11 protein-coding genes are annotated in these 17,618 nt (G+C 72.9%); 10 read left to right on the top strand and 1 reads right to left on the bottom strand.

Features of this window, described 5'->3' with window-relative positions; translation table 11 throughout:
- The 10 genes from ACMV5O_RS03275 (at position 1) to ACMV5O_RS03230 (ending at position 14,852) form a co-directional block, all read left to right on the top strand.
- Positions 1-1,740 (top strand): hypothetical protein, encoded by a 1,740-nt coding sequence (locus ACMV5O_RS03275; RefSeq protein ID WP_416162139.1) that lies wholly within the window; start codon positions 1-3, stop codon positions 1,738-1,740.
- Positions 1,737-3,794, top strand: coding sequence for an AAA family ATPase (locus tag ACMV5O_RS03270; RefSeq protein ID WP_416162138.1), 2,058 nt, complete (start codon positions 1,737-1,739; stop codon positions 3,792-3,794). Before ACMV5O_RS03275 ends, ACMV5O_RS03270 begins: the two co-directional genes overlap by 4 nt.
- Entirely contained in the window at positions 3,791-8,140 is a 4,350-nt protein-coding gene (locus ACMV5O_RS03265; protein ID WP_416162137.1) for an eCIS core domain-containing protein, read from the top strand. Before ACMV5O_RS03270 ends, ACMV5O_RS03265 begins: the two co-directional genes overlap by 4 nt.
- Positions 8,141-8,207: 67 nt before the next feature.
- The gene (locus ACMV5O_RS03260; RefSeq protein ID WP_416162136.1) at positions 8,208-9,395 is read left to right on the top strand and encodes a hypothetical protein; all 1,188 of its coding nucleotides are present in this window, start codon (positions 8,208-8,210) and stop codon (positions 9,393-9,395) included.
- A 343-nt stretch (positions 9,396-9,738) separates the two neighbouring features.
- On the top strand, positions 9,739-10,977 hold the full coding sequence (locus ACMV5O_RS03255; protein ID WP_416162135.1) for an eCIS core domain-containing protein: 1,239 nt from the start codon (positions 9,739-9,741) through the stop codon (positions 10,975-10,977).
- Positions 10,974-11,381: a hypothetical protein gene (locus ACMV5O_RS03250; protein ID WP_416162134.1), complete on the top strand. Its 408-nt coding sequence runs from the start codon at positions 10,974-10,976 to the stop codon at positions 11,379-11,381. The genes ACMV5O_RS03255 and ACMV5O_RS03250 overlap by 4 nt, the downstream gene beginning before the upstream one ends.
- A gap of 170 nt (positions 11,382-11,551) precedes the next feature.
- The gene (locus tag ACMV5O_RS03245) at positions 11,552-12,577 is read left to right on the top strand and encodes a sigma-54 interaction domain-containing protein (protein ID WP_416162133.1); all 1,026 of its coding nucleotides are present in this window, start codon (positions 11,552-11,554) and stop codon (positions 12,575-12,577) included.
- 145 nt (positions 12,578-12,722) lie between these two features.
- Positions 12,723-13,811 carry a VanZ family protein gene (locus ACMV5O_RS03240; protein WP_416162132.1) on the top strand — a complete coding sequence of 363 codons (1,089 nt, stop codon included), beginning with the start codon at positions 12,723-12,725 and terminating at the stop codon, positions 13,809-13,811.
- A 64-nt stretch (positions 13,812-13,875) separates the two neighbouring features.
- On the top strand, positions 13,876-14,199 hold the full coding sequence (locus ACMV5O_RS03235) for a (2Fe-2S) ferredoxin domain-containing protein (protein ID WP_416162131.1): 324 nt from the start codon (positions 13,876-13,878) through the stop codon (positions 14,197-14,199).
- A complete protein-coding gene (locus ACMV5O_RS03230; RefSeq protein WP_416162130.1) occupies positions 14,196-14,852 on the top strand; it encodes an alpha/beta hydrolase in 657 nt (218 codons plus the stop codon). The genes ACMV5O_RS03235 and ACMV5O_RS03230 overlap by 4 nt, the downstream gene beginning before the upstream one ends.
- Positions 14,853-14,871: 19 nt before the next feature.
- Here ACMV5O_RS03230 and ACMV5O_RS03225 read toward each other — a convergent pair whose 3' ends face one another.
- Entirely contained in the window at positions 14,872-17,574 is a 2,703-nt protein-coding gene (locus ACMV5O_RS03225; protein ID WP_416162129.1) for an EAL domain-containing protein, read from the bottom strand.
- Between the last annotated feature and the right edge of the window lie 44 nt (positions 17,575-17,618).

Raw genomic sequence — 17,618 nt, 5'->3', positions numbered from 1 at the left:
ATGAGCCTCGCGCGCAGCGTGCATCGCCTCGACATCGCCGCCCCCAGCGCCGAGCTCGCGCGGCGCGCCGGCCTGTTGGTGGAGGATGCGCTGCGCACCGCCAGCCTGCCGGGCGACGGGGCCGAGCTGATGCTGGTGCGGCGCCTCGATCTGCCGGTGTTCGGCAGCCGCGTGTCGGCGCAGGGGGTGGCGCTCGGGCTGGAGTCCGCGTGCCGAGCGCTCGCCCCCATCAGGGGGCGCGATGCGGACGACGCCGCCCTTGCGGCTGCGCGCGCGGTGCGCTTTGCCGATGTGCTCGAAGCCCATCTCGCCCTCAGCGCCCGCCTGCTTGGCGGCCAGCCCGCGCGCGCCTGGTGCTGGGCGCTGGCGGTTCCCGGCTACCGCCCCGACGCGGGGACCGGCGCCGGGCTGCGCAGCATCGCCGTTTCACTCGCCCGTGGCGAGGCGGCGGCGACCGCGCTGCCGCACTGGTTCGCCCGCATCGTGGCCTGGGGTGGCGCCGAGCGCCTGCTGCGGGCACTCGATGCCGACGATGCGACATTGATCGCGCAGCGCTGCCCGCCCACCCGCCCGGCCAAGCTGGTCGCGGCCGGTGATGCGCCTGCCTGGCAGCGCGCGCAGGCCTGGGCGCGCCAAGGCCTCGCGCGCGACGATCCGCGGCGCCGGCTGCTCGAGACGCTGGCCCCCGCACGGGCATGGACACCCGCAGCAGAAGGCGACGGTGGCACGAGCCAGCACGCGGCAAGGGCGCCGCGCCGCCACACGGCCCCGGCGCCTGGGCTGGGGAGAGGAGCGCCGCCGCTGCAAGGGGCGGACGCCCAGTCACCCCAGGCACTGGCCGAGGCCCTGCGCCCGGACCGCCTACGGACCGCAAGCCCTCCAGCCCCTGCGGACCCGGTGGCCGCAGCGGGCACCTCCGGCGCGGCCGCCCCCCTTGCGGCCACAAACGCGCACGCGTCGCCGACGCGATCGCCGCAGCCGAGCGCGGACCCGGCCGCCGGCGTCACGCCGCACCTCAGCGCCTGGCGCATCCTCCCCCCTCCCACCGACGCCAAGCCTTACCGTGCCCTGGCGGCCATCAGGCGCGCATCGGCAGCCTCGCGCGTCACACCCGGCACCCCGTCCCAGCGCGACCGCGCGCCCTCCGCGACGGCACCGGGCCATGGCCGCGCCGACGCTGGCCCGACAACCCATCCCATGCCCGGCGTCGAGCGCAGCCACGCCTTGAGCCCGCTCCGCGGCGCCGACCCGCTCCACCCCGCGATCGGCGGGCTGAGCGCGCCCCACGCCATCGACGCGCCGACCCGTGCCGGCGGCCTGCTCTTCCTGCTGCCGGTGCTCGACCGCGTCGGCCTGCCCGCCTGGCTGCAGGCCCACCCGGACGCCGGCGGCGCGCTGCCGGCCCAGGTCATGGGCGAGCTGCTGCGTCGGCTGCGCATGGCCGAGGACGACCCCGCCTGGTCGCTTGCACGCACCGTGGCAGAACCCGGTGCGCGCGCGCTTGCGGCACGCTGGCTCGCCGCCTGCCGCCGCCATCTGCGCGTCGCCATCGGCATCGGACCGGCCAGCCTGTGCCTGCGCCCGGCGCAGCTGGTGATCACGCCCACCCATGCCGACGTCTGGCTGGCCTTCGACCAGCTTGATCTGCGCATCCGCCGCGGCGGGCTGGACATCGACCCGGGCTGGCTGCCGTGGTTCGGGCGGGTGGTCCGTTTCCATTACGGGCGGAGGCCATCATGAAACGCCCGGAGGAGGCCGCGCGCCCCCCCGAACACGGCCACGCCGCGGGGCCTGTCGACGGCACGGGACAGGGGCACGCTCATGCCGCCCCGACTGCCCCCGCTCCCCCGCTCGCCGAGCTCGGCTTCGCGTTGCTTGCCGCCGCCTGCGTACCCGGCCAGGGCGCCGAGGCCGACTGGCTGCGCGCGCACCGCGATCGGCTCGGCCTCGAAGCACAGAGCGGAAGCGTTGCGGCTGAGGCTGAGGATGAGCAGGCCCACGCCCGCGCAGCGCTCGGCGCGTGGTTGCAGGCCCCGCCCGAGGCCGACCGTGCCCTGCACGCCCTGGCCCGCCATGAGCGCCTGTCGCTGACCGAGACGATGGCGATCGCGCTGGCGCGCGCCGCCGAGATCGAGCCGATGGCAGCCCGCGTGCTGATCTGGCTGCAGCACCCGGTCGGGGAGGCGCGCCCCGGCCTCGGCCTGCTCGCCTCCCTGTGCGAGCGCCTGGGCGAAGCCGAGGCCCTCCCGCGCCTCGCCGACGGGCCAGCACAGGCGCTAGGCCTGATTCAGCTCGTGCCCGAGGACCGCCCGCTGTGCGAGCGCAGCGTGCGCCTGCCCTTGCCGATCGTGATGGCGCTGGGCGGCCACGAGGGCCGCTTCGCCGGCGTCGACAACGACTGCAGCGCGCTCCCCGCGCTGGCGCCCTCGACGCGCGTGGCGGCCCGCCGCCACGCCGACGGCCTCGCCCGTGGCGGCGCCCGGGTGCTGGTGATCCGCGCCGCACTGGACGCCGAGGCGCGCGCCGCCGCCATGGAGGTCGCCGCCGGCCTCGGTGCGCGACCGGCCTTCGTCAGCGGCGAGATCCCGCCCGGCCTCGGTCCCTGGCTGTGGCTGCGCGGCCGGCTGCCGGTGCTGTGCCTGCGCCTGGCGCCCGGCGACCGCCAGCGCCTGCCCGCCCTCCCCGGCCATCGCGGCCCCGTGCTGGTGGCGAGCGGCGCCGACGGCAGCTTCGAGGCGCAGGGCGCGATCGCCGAATGGCGGCTCGCCGTGCCGCCTGCCGAGGAACGCAGGCAACTGTGGCAACAGGCGCTCGGCGACAGCCTGCCGGCGCCCGCGCTCGATGCCCTCGCCGGCCAGCACCGGCACAGCGCCGGGCGCATCGTCGAGCTCGGCCAGGCGGCCCGCTCCACCGCCGCGCGCGCGGGCGAGCCGCTGGCCAGCGCCCATGTCGCCGCCGCCGCGCGCAGCGGCGTCGGCGCCGACCTCGGCGCACTCGCCGAACTGCTCGAAGACGACATCGACGACGACGCCCTCGTCCTCGTGCCCGCGCTGCGCCAGGCGCTCGACGGCCTGCTCGCACGCTGCCGGCTGCGCGACACCCTGGTCGCCGCGCTCGGCGCCGCAGCGCGCTCGCGCTACCGCCCGGGCGTGCGCGCGCTGCTCGTCGGCCCCTCGGGCACCGGCAAGACCCTCGCCGCGGGCTGGATCGCCACCCGCCTGGGCCTGCCGCTGTACCGGGTCGACCTGGCCTCGGTCACCAGCAAGTACATCGGCGAGACCGAGAAGAACCTGTCCGAGCTGTTCGCGCGCGCCGAGCACGCCGAGGTCGTGCTGCTGTTCGACGAGGCCGATTCGCTGTTCGGCAAGCGCACCGACGTCAAGGACGCCAACGACCGCTTCGCCAACCAGCAGACCAACTACCTGCTGCAGCGCATCGAGAGCTTCGAGGGCATCGTGCTGCTCACCAGCAACAGCCGCGCCCGCTTCGACCCCGCCTTCACCCGCCGCCTCGACGCCATCCTCGAGTTCCCCACGCCCGGCCCGGAGGAGCGCCGCGCGCTGTGGCTCGCCCACCTCGGCGACGCCCACTGCCTGGATGCCCCGGCGCTGAACCGCCTCGCCGCCGCCTGCGACCTGGCCGGCGGGCACATCCGCAACGTGGTGCTGGCGGCCGCCGCCCGTGCCCGCCTGCAGCACAGCGCCATCGGCGAGGCGGAGATCGCCGCGGCGGTGGCGGCCGAGTACCGCAAGCTGGGCAAGCCGGTGCCGGCGGGGATCGAGCGCGCACGATGACTGCGCCTGCCCCCCCGCTCCTGCGACCCAAGGCGCAGGCGGCACTGCCGCCCCTCGCGCGCAATGGTGCGGAAGAGGCCGTGCCTGAGGCCACCAGCGGCATGCCGCGCTTCCTCGGAACCGTCAAGCCGCACTGCAAGCTCGATGTCGGCCCCAGCGACGACCCGCTGGAGCACGAGGCTGAGGCGTTCGCCCAGGCCGTCACCGAGCACAGACCCGTCAGTCCGCGCTTCCTTGCCCTGGCGCGCGCATCGCCGCAGAGCTCTGAATCAGCCGAACGCGAGAACGTGGACGGGCAGGCCAATTCCGTTTCCGAAGTGGCCACCACGCGGCGCCAGCCCGTCGACGGCAATCCACCGGATGACCGCAGCGATGAATCACGCGGCAGGCCCCGCAGCGCGCGCGGCGCACGGGCGCTCGACCGCGTGGAGCCCCTCGCTGCCCCGGTGCGCGCCCCGCTCGAGCATACGCTCGGCGTCGAGCTCGGCAGCGTGCGGGTGCACAGTGGCGTAAGCGCCGCAACAGCAGCACGACAACTGCACGCTCGCGCATTCGCGCAGGGCCATGACATCTGGCTCGGAGCAGGCCAGCGTCGCGACGATCTGGGCCTTCTGGCACACGAAGTCGCCCATGTCGTCCAACACAACGACGGCAGCGGGCCGATCCGTCGCCAGGACGAGGGCAGCACATCGAGCGGCGGCGACGCGCCCGGCAACACGCGACAGAGTTTCGGCTTTTCAGAGGAGGAGATGGAGGCCCGCCTGGCCGCCACCCCGGCTGAGGGGGCCGACACCAGCGCGCCCACGGTCGAACTCGCAGCGGCGACCGAGAGCACCCTGGACGAGGTCGAGGCCGAACCCGCGGAGGCCGAAGGCGAGGGGGGACCGCCTGCCGAGGCCGGCGGCGAGGACACGGGCATACCAGGTGAAGGCGCGGCTCGCGGTGAACGCCGGGCGGCAGGCGGGGCGGGCGGACCTGGCGCCGAGCGTCCCGCGCCGCCCGAGCTCCCCGGGCCGGCGTCGGAGTTCGAGGCGCTGGTCGGCGCAGACGTCGCCGCCTATCTCGACGGCAACCTGTCGGACGAGCAGCTGGCCGGGCTCGAGCCGCAGACGCGGATGCTGCTCGAGGCGGCCGACCTGCTCGGTGAGCGCAGCATCACCGACCCCGAGGGCGCAGCGCTGGCCGGGCTCGGCGGCGAGGCCCTGCCCGCCGGTGCCCCCGCGACCGGCTACGAGAACGAGCCGGCCTGGCTGCGTACGGTCGCCACCATCCGCGACGTCACCGGCCAGCTTGGCGGCATCGTCGGCATCATCGGCCTGGTGGCGACCGTCAGCGGCTTCATCCTGAGCCTGCTGGTACCGCCAGTCGGCGCCTTCCTGCTCACCGTCGGCCGCTTCTGCGACGTCGCCGCGCTGATTCTCGACGCCGTCAGCCTGGTGCTCGGCATCCTGCTGACCGGCTACAACTACTACCGCCTGAAGAACGAGACCGATCCCGAGGAACGTCGCCGCCTGCTCGGCATGGTGCGGCAGGACGCGATGGGGACGGTCATGAGTGCGGTGGCGGTGGCCACCGCGGTGGCACCGGGTGCGGGTCGGGCGCTGGGTCGGGGCGGCCGCCGGCTTTCGGCCGGACTGCGCACCGCCTCGCGCGCATCCGGCGCCCTCGGCCGCGGCGCCCGCGCGGTGCGCAGCGTGGGACTGGCGGGCCGGCTGGCGGCGCGCGCGGGCCGACGCGGCATCGGCTCTGCCGGACGCGCCGCCGCAGGCGGATTCCGCCGCCTGTCACGCTCCTCTTCGCTGGCCGGACGCGCCGCGCGCGGATTGCGCGCCGGCCATGTGGCTGGCCTGCGCACGCTCGGCAGGGCGCGGCGCGCGACCGGCCGCACGCTGTCCCGTGCCGGCGTGTGGGCGCGCGGCACCGCGCCGGTGCGCTGGGCCAACCGCCTCGGCGGCCAGGCCGAGGAATGGACCCGCATGCGCCTGCGCGGCCTGGCGACAACCGATACCGCCATGGGTCGCTTCTATAACCGGCGCTTGCGGGGCATCCACGAACGCAACGTGATGCTCGCACGCTCGCTCAACGACCCGGTGGAGCGCGCCTATCAGCTTCGCCTGGGCCGACAGTTGAGCGATGAACTCGATGCGCTGCGCCAGGCCAATCCCGGCTGGACGCCGCGGCAACTCGAGGATGCCCTGCGCACCCGCTTCGGCCGCGAGCGCCTCGGCGACGCGCAGGTCGGCACCAGCCGCGGCGGCAACGTGCAGTTCGTGCGCGACGACGCGACCTTCCTGCGCGAGGTGCGCGAGACCGAGTTCACCGAGATCCAGCTCATCCGCGACCGCCTGCCTCCGGGCGCCACGCCGCGCGAACTGGCCGAGGCGGTCAACAGCAGCCCCTTCATCAAGGGCCGCTGGACGGAGGAGGAGCTGCGCGCCTTCACCGCCATGCAGCCGGCACGCGGGGCCGCAGGAGAACTGGCGCTGCGCAATGCCGCCGACGAAGCCCTGGCAGTGTCCAAGACCGGACACCACACCCTGCCCGCCGGCATGGCACCGCAGATCAGCCGCAACCCGCGCTTCATCCAGATCGTCAACGACAGCCGCAGCTACCGCGACTTCATCGACCGCGCCCACCCGGGAATGACCCATGTGCCGCCGGTCGAGGGCTACCGGGTTCCGGGCAGACGCGCCGGCACCACGCGCCAGGCCAGTAACCGGCGCGAGGTGATCGAGGACATGCTCGACCAGGGCCAGATTCCGGGCTATACGCGCGCCGACATCGACTACTTCATGGGGCGCGGCCTGGCCGACGACCTCGTCGTCGACGGCAGCAGTGGTGTATGGCGCAACCGGCGGGTGGCCGGCAGCCAGATGTTCTTCAACCCGCACCTGGGCATCGGCCACGAGTGGAACTGGGCCAACGAAGTTGCGCGCCAGGTCTTCGACATGGACACCCGGCTCGGGCTCAGCCTGCGGCGGGAACTCGGCAGCCAGCTGGCGCTGCCGGCCGTTCGCCAGGCGACACGCACCACCGGCGGCGAGCGTGGCAGCGACGCGGCACAACCGGCCGCGAGCGCGGGCACGGGCGGCGCCGATGGACGACTGCGCGCCCTCATCGATGCCGCGATCCGTGCGCGCACGGCGCGCGAGCAAGGCCTATCGGCGGGGGCGGCGATCGACGCCCTGCTGACGCCGCTGCCGGCCGATCAAGCCCTGGCGTCCGCGGACACCGCCGCCGAGCTGCCGCCCGAGATTGCCGAGCCGATGCCCGCGATGGCGACGGCGGTCGACGAAGGCGCGACCGAGGCGATCAGCGCCGAAGGCACGGCAACCGGGCCGGAGGAGGCACCGGCAGCGCCGCCCGCGCCCGTCCCCTACAGCCCGCAGGCGCTGGTGTCGATCCGCGAGCAGCGGATTGCGGTGGCCGAGGCGATCGGCGTCGTCGGCCAGTACATCGCCGATGCCGACGCGGCCGAAGCGCACAACCGCGCAGCGCAGGACACGGCCGCCGAGTTGGCGTCGCGCAACGTCGAGCAACAGCAGTTTGCCCAGGCCGAACGCGACACGGTGGCCGGCGAGCAGGACAAGCTCACCCAGGCCGGCAGCGCGCAGGAAAACATGGCGGCCGAGAACGAGCGTGCCGCGGGCGAGGCAGAGCGCGGCCAGGGCGAGGCGGAGTCGGTGCAAGCCGGCGGTCAGGAGGTCAGCGTGGAGCCCAAGCCGGAAGAGCCGCGCGAGCGCAGCTGGCTCGAGCGCGCGTGGGACGCCACCGCCGGCGCCTTGTGGGACAATCTCGTCGCTCCCGCCGTGCGCGCAGTGCGGCGCAAGGTCAATCAGGTCATGGAGTCGATCAACGAGTTCATCATGAACATGATCAACCAGGCGCTGGGACTCGACGAGATCGAGGCGGAACTGAACGCCGGCGGCGAGGACATCGGCGACCGCAGCAGCAGCCTGGACGAGACCGACGCCGGCCTGCAGGAGACCCAGGAACAGGCCAGCGCCGAACAGGCGCGCAATGAGCAGACGGTGGAGCAGGCCGAGGCCAATGCCAGCGACGCCGCCGCCAGCCGCGAGGACGCCGAGGCGCTGCGCACGGAACTGCAGGCGCAGGACCAGGCCCTGCTCGCCGAGGAGATGCAGGGCACGAGCTACATCCTCGACTTCGGCGCGCGCTTCCAGCCCTACTTCACCGCCGAGGCCGCCGGCGCGGCAGTGACCCAGACCGGGAACGAAGCCGGGGAGGGAGCAGACGCCGGATTGGAGTTCGAGCCCGAAGCCGAGACCGAGGTCGGGGCCGAACCCGAACCGGCGGCGCTTGCCGAACAGGAGGAAACCGCATGAACCCCGTTCCGCCGACGAATGCCGGTGTTGGTGGCGCGAAGGGCTGCGGCAGCCCGGGGCGCGCGCCATGACACCGCGTTCGCCCGCGGCGGCCGAGGCCCGCACACGCGCCTTCCTCACCGAGCTGCTGGCTGCGGTGCCGATCGCACGCGGGCAGGGCACAGCCGCCGAGCGACTGGCTGCGCTCGAGCGTGCGGCGCTGTTCACACCGGTTTTCACCGACTGGCCCACCCCGGTCGATGAGTGGCTGCAGGAAGGATGCCGGCTCGCCTGCGAACTCGGCCGGGCCGACGTCGTGGCGCGGCTGGAGCTGCGCCAGGCCGTCATCCACATGCGCCGGCTGGCGCTCGACGCCGCGCAGGCTGCGGTCGATGCGGTGCAGATCCCCGCCACCTCCCCAACCGCGGCCGCCGACACCGCCTGGCAAATCGCAACACAGGCACGCATCCTGGTGCGCCGACAGGGCTTCGACGCTGCCCGTGCCCTGCTCGCAACGATCACCCCGCCTTCTCGCGACACCTGGACGGCCTGGCTGCCGATCGTCGCGCGCGCCGAGCTCGAGGTCGAAGCAGCCGACCATGGCGCGGCGTCGGCCACCCTGCACACCGCACTCGAAGGCATGCCGGGCGAGCTCGTCGAGGAGCGCATCCAGTGCCTGCAGGCACTCGGCTTCGTGCTCGTGACACGCGGCGACGCGCGCACGGCACGCCGCCATCTCGACCATGCACGCCACCTGCTGCGCGCCGCCGGGGCGTGGCCCGAAGTCATCCAGATGAACCTCGCGGTCGGCAGCCTGAGCGCCGCAGTGGGCGATCACACTGCCGCGCAGCGCATGTTCCGCGAGGCGGGCGAGCTTTGCCGCCGCTATCCGCGGCCGCAGCTGGAGGCCATGCTCGACATCGGAGTAGCACGTTCGGCGGCGGCTCTCGGGGCTTTCGACCTGGCGGCGGCGGCGGCGCTGGAGGCCGCCCGCCGCTATGCCGCACAAGGGAGCGTTGTGGGCTACGTAAGCATGGTGGTCTTCGTCGCCCGCCTGTACGCCGAGGCGAACCGCCCTGCCGAAGCCTACCGGACCCTCGCCACCGGACTGGCGGTCGCCCGCCACCGCCGCTGGCAGGTCGTCGAGGACTTGCTGCGCAAACGCATCCAACACCTGCGCGAGGACGTGGTCGGCGCCGAGGCGTTCGACGCGATGGTCACCGCAATGCTGGAAGAGCGCCGGCAGACATCGGCGGGATCGACCGCAGCGAACTGACCTAATCTAATGACGAGGAGGCACCATGACTTTCAAGTCTCGTCCGGATCGCCAGCCGCCCATCCATTCGGCAAACGCCAGGAACCCCGATCGGGAAAAGGGGCGGGGCGTCCCCCGCTTCCTCACCCTTGGGCGCACGACCCTGACGGCTCGGACTGCGCGTGATCAGGGTCCCGAACAAGCGGCGGAGCAAGCCGCCCACGCCGCCCGGGAGGGCGGCACGTCGCCGACCTCATCCCTGATCGCGGCACCGGCGCCGGCCCAGGCTGCCGCACTGCGCAGGGTCGCCGACAGGGCCGGGGCCGGCCAGCCCGCGCCACAGGGCGCGGGAGAGGCGCCAGGCATGCCAGAAGCCCGCATCCACACCGACAGCCGCGCCGCGCAGCTCGCCGGCAGCCTCCACGCCAACGCCGTCACCCTCGGCCGCGACATCTTCTTCGCCCCCGGCCGCTACGCGCCGGGCACACCGGCCGGCGACCGCCTGCTCGCCCACGAGCTCACCCACGTCGCCCAGCAGCAGGGCGAGCCGCGTGCGCTGCAGTGCGACCTGATGCAGAGCATGCCGGTGACGCTGGGCGTGTTCGAGATCGGCATGGCGACGCAGACCGCGCCGCCGGGTCTGTCGGGCACGATCACCTTCCACCCCGACCCGAACGGCCCCTATTCCGCCGAGATCGGGCTCGTGCAGGCGGTCAATGCAACCGACGTCGCGGGGACGACGACGCCGGCCTCGGGCGCGCCGGTGGACTGGAACAACATGGTCGATGCCAACACCGGCGTCGCCGGCACCGAGGCCGGGCGCATGGAGCAGATGACGCAGGGCACGCCGGGCGGTGCGCCCGCGGGCTGGATGATCGACAACCTGCCCTCGGCCACCCCGCGTGGCGAGGCCGGCTCGCCCAACTACATCGAGCATTTCGGCATCGGCGGCGACAACCAGTACGGCTGGCTGCGCTCGCCGACCGACTTCGGCCCGGCCTCGCTGTTCGACTTTCCCAGCCTGTCCTTCGATAGCGACCTCGACTTCGAGACGGTGGCCAAGGGCACCGACAACCAGACGATCTACGGCGCGATCTCGTGGGGCTTCCAGATCCGCGCAGGGGCCGTACAGGGCGAATATGCCCATGTCGAGGACCAGGCCTCGCCGGTGTTCGAGGAGGCGCTCGAGCGATTTCGTGGCTACTACGTGCACGAACCGGTGGTGCTGTACTTCGACACCAACCAGGACGTGCCGGTGGCGGGCGAGGACACCAAGCTCGCCGACATTCCCGACTACCTCAGCCGCTACCCCGACGTCACCGTCGGCATCCAGGGCAATGCCGACGTGCGCGGCAGCGAGGCGGGCAACATGCGGCTGTCGCAGCGGCGCGCCGATGCGGTGCGCAACATGCTGCTGCTGGCCGGGATCGACCCGGGGCGCATCGCCTATTCCTTCGGTTTCGGCGAGACCGACATCTTCTCCGAGCACGGCACGGCGCCGGGTGCCCCCCAGCCGCGCGACGAAGGCCGCCTGCGCGCCAACCGCCGGGTGGTGATCGAGTTCTCGCACACGGTCTCCAACCACCCGATCGTGATGCCATGAACGAAACCGACCAGGCCCGCATCGAGGCCCTCGCCGCCACCATCGATGCCCACCCCGAGCCGCTCCACGCCGACTACACCGCCGAGGTGCGCGCCCTGATCGCCATCGGCCTGCCCAGCCTGGCGGCGGTGCTGCCCCTGCTGATGGCCGACGCCGAACTCACCCGCCTGCGCGCGCAACGCGTGCTGGAGGGCGTGACGCGGGCCTGGGCCGGTGCGCCGGGCCGGGACCGCGCGCGGCGGCGCGAGTGGGAGGCGCTGTGGTTGCGCCATGGCGACTATGACTGGCGCGCACCGGCCACGATGCGAGCGGCATCGGTGCGCCAGTGGCAAGACTGGCTGGCAGGGGTCCAGGCACAATCGGCCGGCGGCGCCAGGGGCGCCGCCGGCGACCAGTTCACGTAAACGTTCGACATGTAACGTCATTTGACGCCTCAAGCTGGGTCGTCCAGATTGAAAGACGCGCAACGCACGCGCTTCATCCGCATTGCGTATTCACTTCAACTGGACCGCAGCGCCCCGGCAAGCACCGCCCGATGGCCGCTGCACGGCGCCGCAACGGCAGGAGGCAGACGATGATTCCGGGCTCGGCACGCAAGCTCTCCTCCCCCCCGGCTGACGACCTGGGCGGCTTCGGCCTGCTCGGCAGCGCCCCCTGCTTTACCGCCGCGATGAACCTGGTGCGGCGTTATGCACAGACCAGCGCCCATGTGCTGATCCAGGGCGAGACCGGCACCGGCAAGGAACTGGTGGCGCGCGCCGTGCATTACCTCGGGCCGCGACGCTACAAGCCCTTCGTGCCGATCAACTGCGGCGCGCTGCCCGACAACCTGGTCGAGAACGAGCTCTTCGGCCACGCCCGCGGCGCCTTCACCGACGCGCGCGAGAGCCAGCCCGGGGTGGTGGGCGAGGCCGACGGCGGCACGCTCTTCCTCGACGAGATCGAATGCCTGTCGCACAAGGGCCAGGTGGCGCTGCTGCGCTTCCTGCAGGACGGCCATTACCGGCCGCTGGGCGGACGCAGCCTGGTGCAGGCCGACGTGCGCGTGATCGCCGCCAGCAACCGCGACTTCGAAGCCATGGTGCAGGAGGGCAGCTTTCGCCAGGACCTGCTCTACCGGCTGGCGATCATGGCGGTCACGCTGCCGCCGTTGCGCGCGCGCGGCGCTGACGTGCTGCTGCTCATCGAGCACTTCGTGCAGCGCTTCGCGCGCAGCTACGCGCGACCGGCCCCCGTGCTCGACGAGCAGGCGCGGCGCCAGGCGCTGGCCTATGCCTGGCCGGGCAACATCCGCGAGCTCGAGAACGTGGTGCATCGCCAGTTCCTGCTCGCCGACGGCGGCGTCCTGCACCTCGACCTGGGCCTCGATGAGCGCTCCCGCGCAGCCCCGGCGGCCAGCGCCGAGGCCCTCGCCGCGCTCGACATGAGGAGCGCCAAGGCCGCCGTCATCGCCCGCTTCGAGCGCGACTACCTCGAGCAGCTCATCGCCGCCACCGGCGGCAACGTGTCCGCCGCCGCCCAGCGTGCGGGCAAGGAGCGGCGCGCCTTCGGCAAGCTGCTGAAGAAATACGGCATCGAGCGCGACCGCTACGCCGGCTGAGCGGGCGCGGGGCGCGGCAGCCTGCCCTGCGGGTGGTCGCCTGCCGTTAAACTTCGGCCTTGTGCCGCCTGCCTCCGCAGCGCACACCTGCTGACGGGCGCGCCGCGGCCTGGCCCGGATGCCCGCCACCGAACGAAGCCGCACGATGCCCCCGAGCAACCCCACCGCCCTGCCCCGCGCCCTCGCGCTCGCCTACGCCCTGCTGGTCGCCTATGCCTGCCTGCATCCGCTCACCGGCTGGCGCGACAGCGGGCTGCCGCCCCTGGACTGGCTGTGGGCGCCGTGGCCGAAGTACTTCATCCTCGAGGACTTCCTGTTCAACATCCTCGGCTACCTGCCGCTCGGCGTCCTTGCCGCCGCGGCCCTGCCGGCGGGCTGGAACTTCGGCCGCCGGCTGCTGCTGGCGACCCTGCTCGGCGCCCTGCTCAGCCTCGGGCTGGAGAGCGCGCAGAACTTCCTGCCCAGCCGCGTCGCCAGCAACCTCGACCTCGGCGGCAATGTCGCCGGCGCCTTCCTGGGCGCGCTGCTGGGCGCGCGCTGGGGCACGGCCTTGTTCGGCCCGCAGGGCCGGCTGCAGCGCTGGCGCACGCACTACGTGATCGCCGGGCGCAGCGGCGAGGCCGGGCTGGTGCTGCTGGCGCTGTGGCTGCTGGGCCAGCTCACCGCCACCGACCTGCTGTTTTCCACCGGCGACATCCGCAGCCTGCTCGGCATCCCGGCGCCGCTGCCCTTTCGCGCCGAGCGCTTCATCGCCTTCGACACCGCGGTCACGGCGAGCGCGGTGCTGGCGGTGGGGCTGTTCACCCGCTGCATGACGCGCGGGCTCAACCCGCTGCCGGTGCTGGTCGTGCTGGGGCTGGGCGTGCTCGCCAAGACGATCGCGACGTGGACCTTCTTCACGCCCGGCGCGCCGCTGGCCTGGCTCACCCCGGGCGCCGAGCGCGGCCTGATGATCGGCAGCGCCGTGCTGCTGCCCTGCCTGCTGCTGCCGCGCCTGGTCCAGCACGCGCTCGCCGGCGCCAGCCTGCTGCTGGCCACCGCGCTGGTGAATCTGGTCCCGGAGAACCCCTACCTGATCTACAACCGCCAGCTCACCGGCTTCAGCAACTTTCTCAATTTCCACGGTCTGACCCAGCTCGTCGACAGCCTGTGGCCCTACGTGGCGCTGGCCTACCTGTCGGCGCTCGGGCTGTGGCGCGGCGAGCATCTCGCCGGCGCCGCCCGCCGGCGCTGACGCCACCTATAATCCGGGGCTTGCGGCGCCCGCGCGCGACCCCCACCCCTCCTCGAGAAACGGCATGAGTTACTTCAAACACCACGTCTTCTTCTGCTGCAACCAGCGCCCGGCGGGCGAGTCCTGCTGCAACGACCACAAGGCGAGCGAGCTGCAGACCTACGCCAAGGAACGCACCGCCGCGCTCGGCCTCAAGGGCAAGGGCAGCGTGCGGGTGAACAAGGCCGGCTGCCTCGGACGCTGCGACGACGGCCCGGTGATCGTCGTCTATCCCGACAACGTCTGGTACACCTACGTCGACAAGGACGACGTCGACGAGATCATCGACAGCCATCTGCGCCAGGGCCGCATCGTCGAGCGCCTGCGCCTGCCGGAGGACGCCCGATGAGCCGCCCGCTGCCCACCGAAGCCGCGCTGCTGCGCGGTCCTGCCGGCGCCATCGAGGTGCTGATCGACGCCCCCGAGACGGTGAAGGGCGTCGCCCTGGTCTGCCACCCGCACCCGCTGTTCGGCGGCGCCAACACCAACAAGGTCGCGCACACCCTGGCGCGCGCCTACCGCGACCTCGGTTTTGCCGTGATCCGGCCCAACTTCCGTGGCGTTGGCAAGAGCGAGGGCGAACACGACCACGGCGAGGGCGAGACCGAGGACATGCTGTCGGTGCTCACCTGGGCGCAGTCGCGCTGGGGCAGCCTGCCGCTGGCGCTGGGCGGGTTTTCCTTCGGCGGCTATGTGCAGGTGCGCGTCGCCAACCGCCTGGCCGAAGGCATCGCGCCGCCGCGCCAGCTCGTGCTGGTCGGCATGGCCGCCGGCGCCACCACCGGCAGCGGGCGCAGCTACGACACCCCGGCACTGCCGAGGAACATCCCCGCGCTGGTCATCCACGGCGAGAACGACGACACCGTGGCGCTCGCCAACGTGCTCGACTGGGCCCGCCCGCAGGAGCAGCCGATCATCGTGGTGCCGGGCGCGGACCACTTCTTCCACGGCAAGCTGCACCTGATCCGCGCGCTCATCGCGCGCAACGTCGATCCGGCCTGACGCAAGGATACGAGCGCGCTCAGCCGCCACGCCCGGCGCGCGCCGCCCACTCCTCGATCGGCACCGGCCGGCCGAACAGATAGCCCTGGAACAGCTCGCAGCCGCGGGTGAGCAGCAGCTCGTGCTCGGCACGGCTCTCCACGCCCTCGGCCACCACCTCGAGCTCGAGCGAGCGGCTCAGCGCCAGGATGGCGCGCACGATGGCCTCGCTGCTGGCGTCCTGGGCCATGCCGCGCACGAAGACCTGGTCGATCTTGAGCTGATCGAAGGGCAGCCGCTTGAGGTAGGACAGCGACGAATAGCCCGTCCCGAAGTCATCCAGCGCCAGCTTCACGCCGAGCGCCTTGGTCTCCTGCATGCGCGCCACCGTGGTGTCGAGGTCGCCCAGCACCACGCTCTCGGTGAGCTCGACCTTGAGGCCGCTGGCGTCGACGCCGTGGCGCTCGATGGCCGCACGCACCTTGGCGACGAAGTCCGGCTGGTGGAACTGCTTGGCGCTCACGTTGACCGCCACCGTGTGCCTGCGCGTGGCCGCCGCCTGCTGCCAGGCGTGGAGCTGCGCGCAGGCGGTGTCGAGCACCCAGTCGCCGATCGGCACGATGAGCCCAGTCTCCTCGGCCACGGGGATGAAGCTGGCCGGTGAGATCATGCCGCCCTGGGGGTCGAACCAGCGCACCAGGGCCTCGGCGCCGACGACCCTGCCGTCGCGGTCGACCTGGGGCTGATAGAACAGGCGGAAGCCCCCCTCGACGGTCGCCCGCCGCAGCCGCAGCTCGAGCTCGGCACGCGCGTCCACCATCGCCTGCATGGTCTCGCTGAAGAAGCGGATCGCGTTGCGTCCGTCCTCCTTGGCCCGGTAGAGCGCGACCTCGGCCTGCTTGAGCACGCCTTCGGCCGGCTCCGCGCGCCCGGCAAACACCGTGATGCCGATGCTCGGGGTGCTGCGGTAGGGCCCGCTCGCCAGGCCGAGCTCGCAGGGCGCGGTGACGGCCGCGTAGAGCTGCTCGGCGATGCGCTCGGCCTGGGCGAGGGCGCGCTCGCGGTCCTCGCCCAGGCCCTCGACGACGACCGCGAAGTCGTCGTCGCCCAGGCGGGCGACGGTGTCCTCCTCGCGCAGCGTGGCCTGCAGGCGGCGCGCCAGCTCACGCAGCAGGGTATCGCCGGCCGCGTGCCCCTGGGTGTCGTTGAGCATCTTGAAGTGGTCGATGTCGAGCAGCAGCAGCATGCCGTGCGAGCCGCTGCGCGCGCCGGCGAGAATGGCCTGCTTGAGGCGGTCCCGCATCAGGCTGCGGTTGGGCAGGCCGGTCAGGGTGTCGAAATACGCCAGCTGCTGGATGCGGGCCTCGGCCGCGCGGCGTGCGGTGATGTCCTCCTTCACCGCGACGTAGTGGGTGACGCTGCCGTCGGCCTCCTTGATGGGGGCGATGGTGGCGAGTTCGAGGTAGCGGCTGCCGTCCTTGCGCGTGTTGTGGAACTCGCCGCGCCACACCTCGCCGCGCCCCAGGGTGGCCCACAGGTCCTCGTAGGTCTCGCGCGGCGTGTTGCCGCCGTTGAGGATGCGCGGGTTGTGGCCGATCACGTCCTCGGCGCGGTAGCCGGTGACGTGCGTGAAAGCGGCGTTGACGTAGTCGATGCGGCCCTGGGGGTCGGTGATGAGGATCGGATTGGGGCTTTGCTCGACGGCCAGCGCGAGCTGGCGCAGGCGCAGTTCGCCGCGGGCGATGCGCGCGCGGCTGCGGCGCAGCCCGGCCTGCATCAGCAGCAGCAGGGCCAGGGTCAGGGCGACCAGCGAGCTGGCCACAAGGGCGGTCTGGCGCCACAGCGCAAACTGCTCGTCGACCGCGCGTCCGACCAGCACGAAGAAGGGATAACCCTCGAGCGCACGAAAGGCATACATGCGCTCCACCCCGTCGGCCTCGGCCACGAAGCGCGCCAAGCCCGCGGCCTGCCCGCCCTGGATCAGGCGGAAAGGCGGCAGATCGGGCGCCGCCTCGTTGATGCGCTCCGGCACGTCGGGCCAGCGCATCACCAGCCGGCTGTCGTCGCTGCGCAGCACGCTCACCACCCCCTGGCTGCCGGCGTCGATGCCCGACAGCGTGGCCTCGAAGTGCTGCAAGTCGAGGGCGACCGCCACCAGCCCGCCGAACTCGCCCGCCGGTCCCAGCAGCGGACGGTAACCGACCACCGCCGGCACCGTGGGCCCCTTGGTCAGCAGGGTCGGCGAGAAGCGGATGGCGTCCACCGGTGCCGCGCGCGCCTGCTGGAAATACTCGCGATCGGCGATGTTCCAGTCCCGCCCCGCCGCCAGGCTGCTCGCCCGCACCCGACCCTCGGCATCGACGACCAGGATTGCGACCGCCTCGGGGAAGGCCACCCCCAGTTGCGCGACATGTGCTTGCAGATGCTCGAGCGCCTGCACCCAGCCCGCCGAGCCCGGCACCTGGGATTTGCCCGCCGCATGGAAGTGCTCGCGCACGAAGGCTGCGCTCATGTCGACCCGGCGCAAAGCGCCCTCGAGCTGGGTCGCGAGCACGGCCGCCTCATTGCTCGAGGACTTCTCGACGGCTTCCATGGTCGAGCGATGCGAAAACAGCAGGAAGGCCGCGAGCAAGCTGCCGACCAGGCCCACCACGACGAGGGCCTGGATCAGCTCGAGACGCGCCTGACGGCGCGCGGCGGCAAGGCGGGCGGGAACGGGAACGGGAACGGGAACCCGGTTCAAGCACAGCTCCAGAAAAAAGGATAGGGAGGATGGCGCAGCACGCG

The sequence above is a fragment of the Thauera sp. WH-1 genome (genome assembly GCF_047806685.1).
GTDB lineage: Bacteria > Pseudomonadota > Gammaproteobacteria > Burkholderiales > Rhodocyclaceae > Thauera.
The sequence above is the reverse complement of the archived record's forward strand: the minus strand, read 5'-3'. Positions and strand labels throughout refer to the sequence as shown.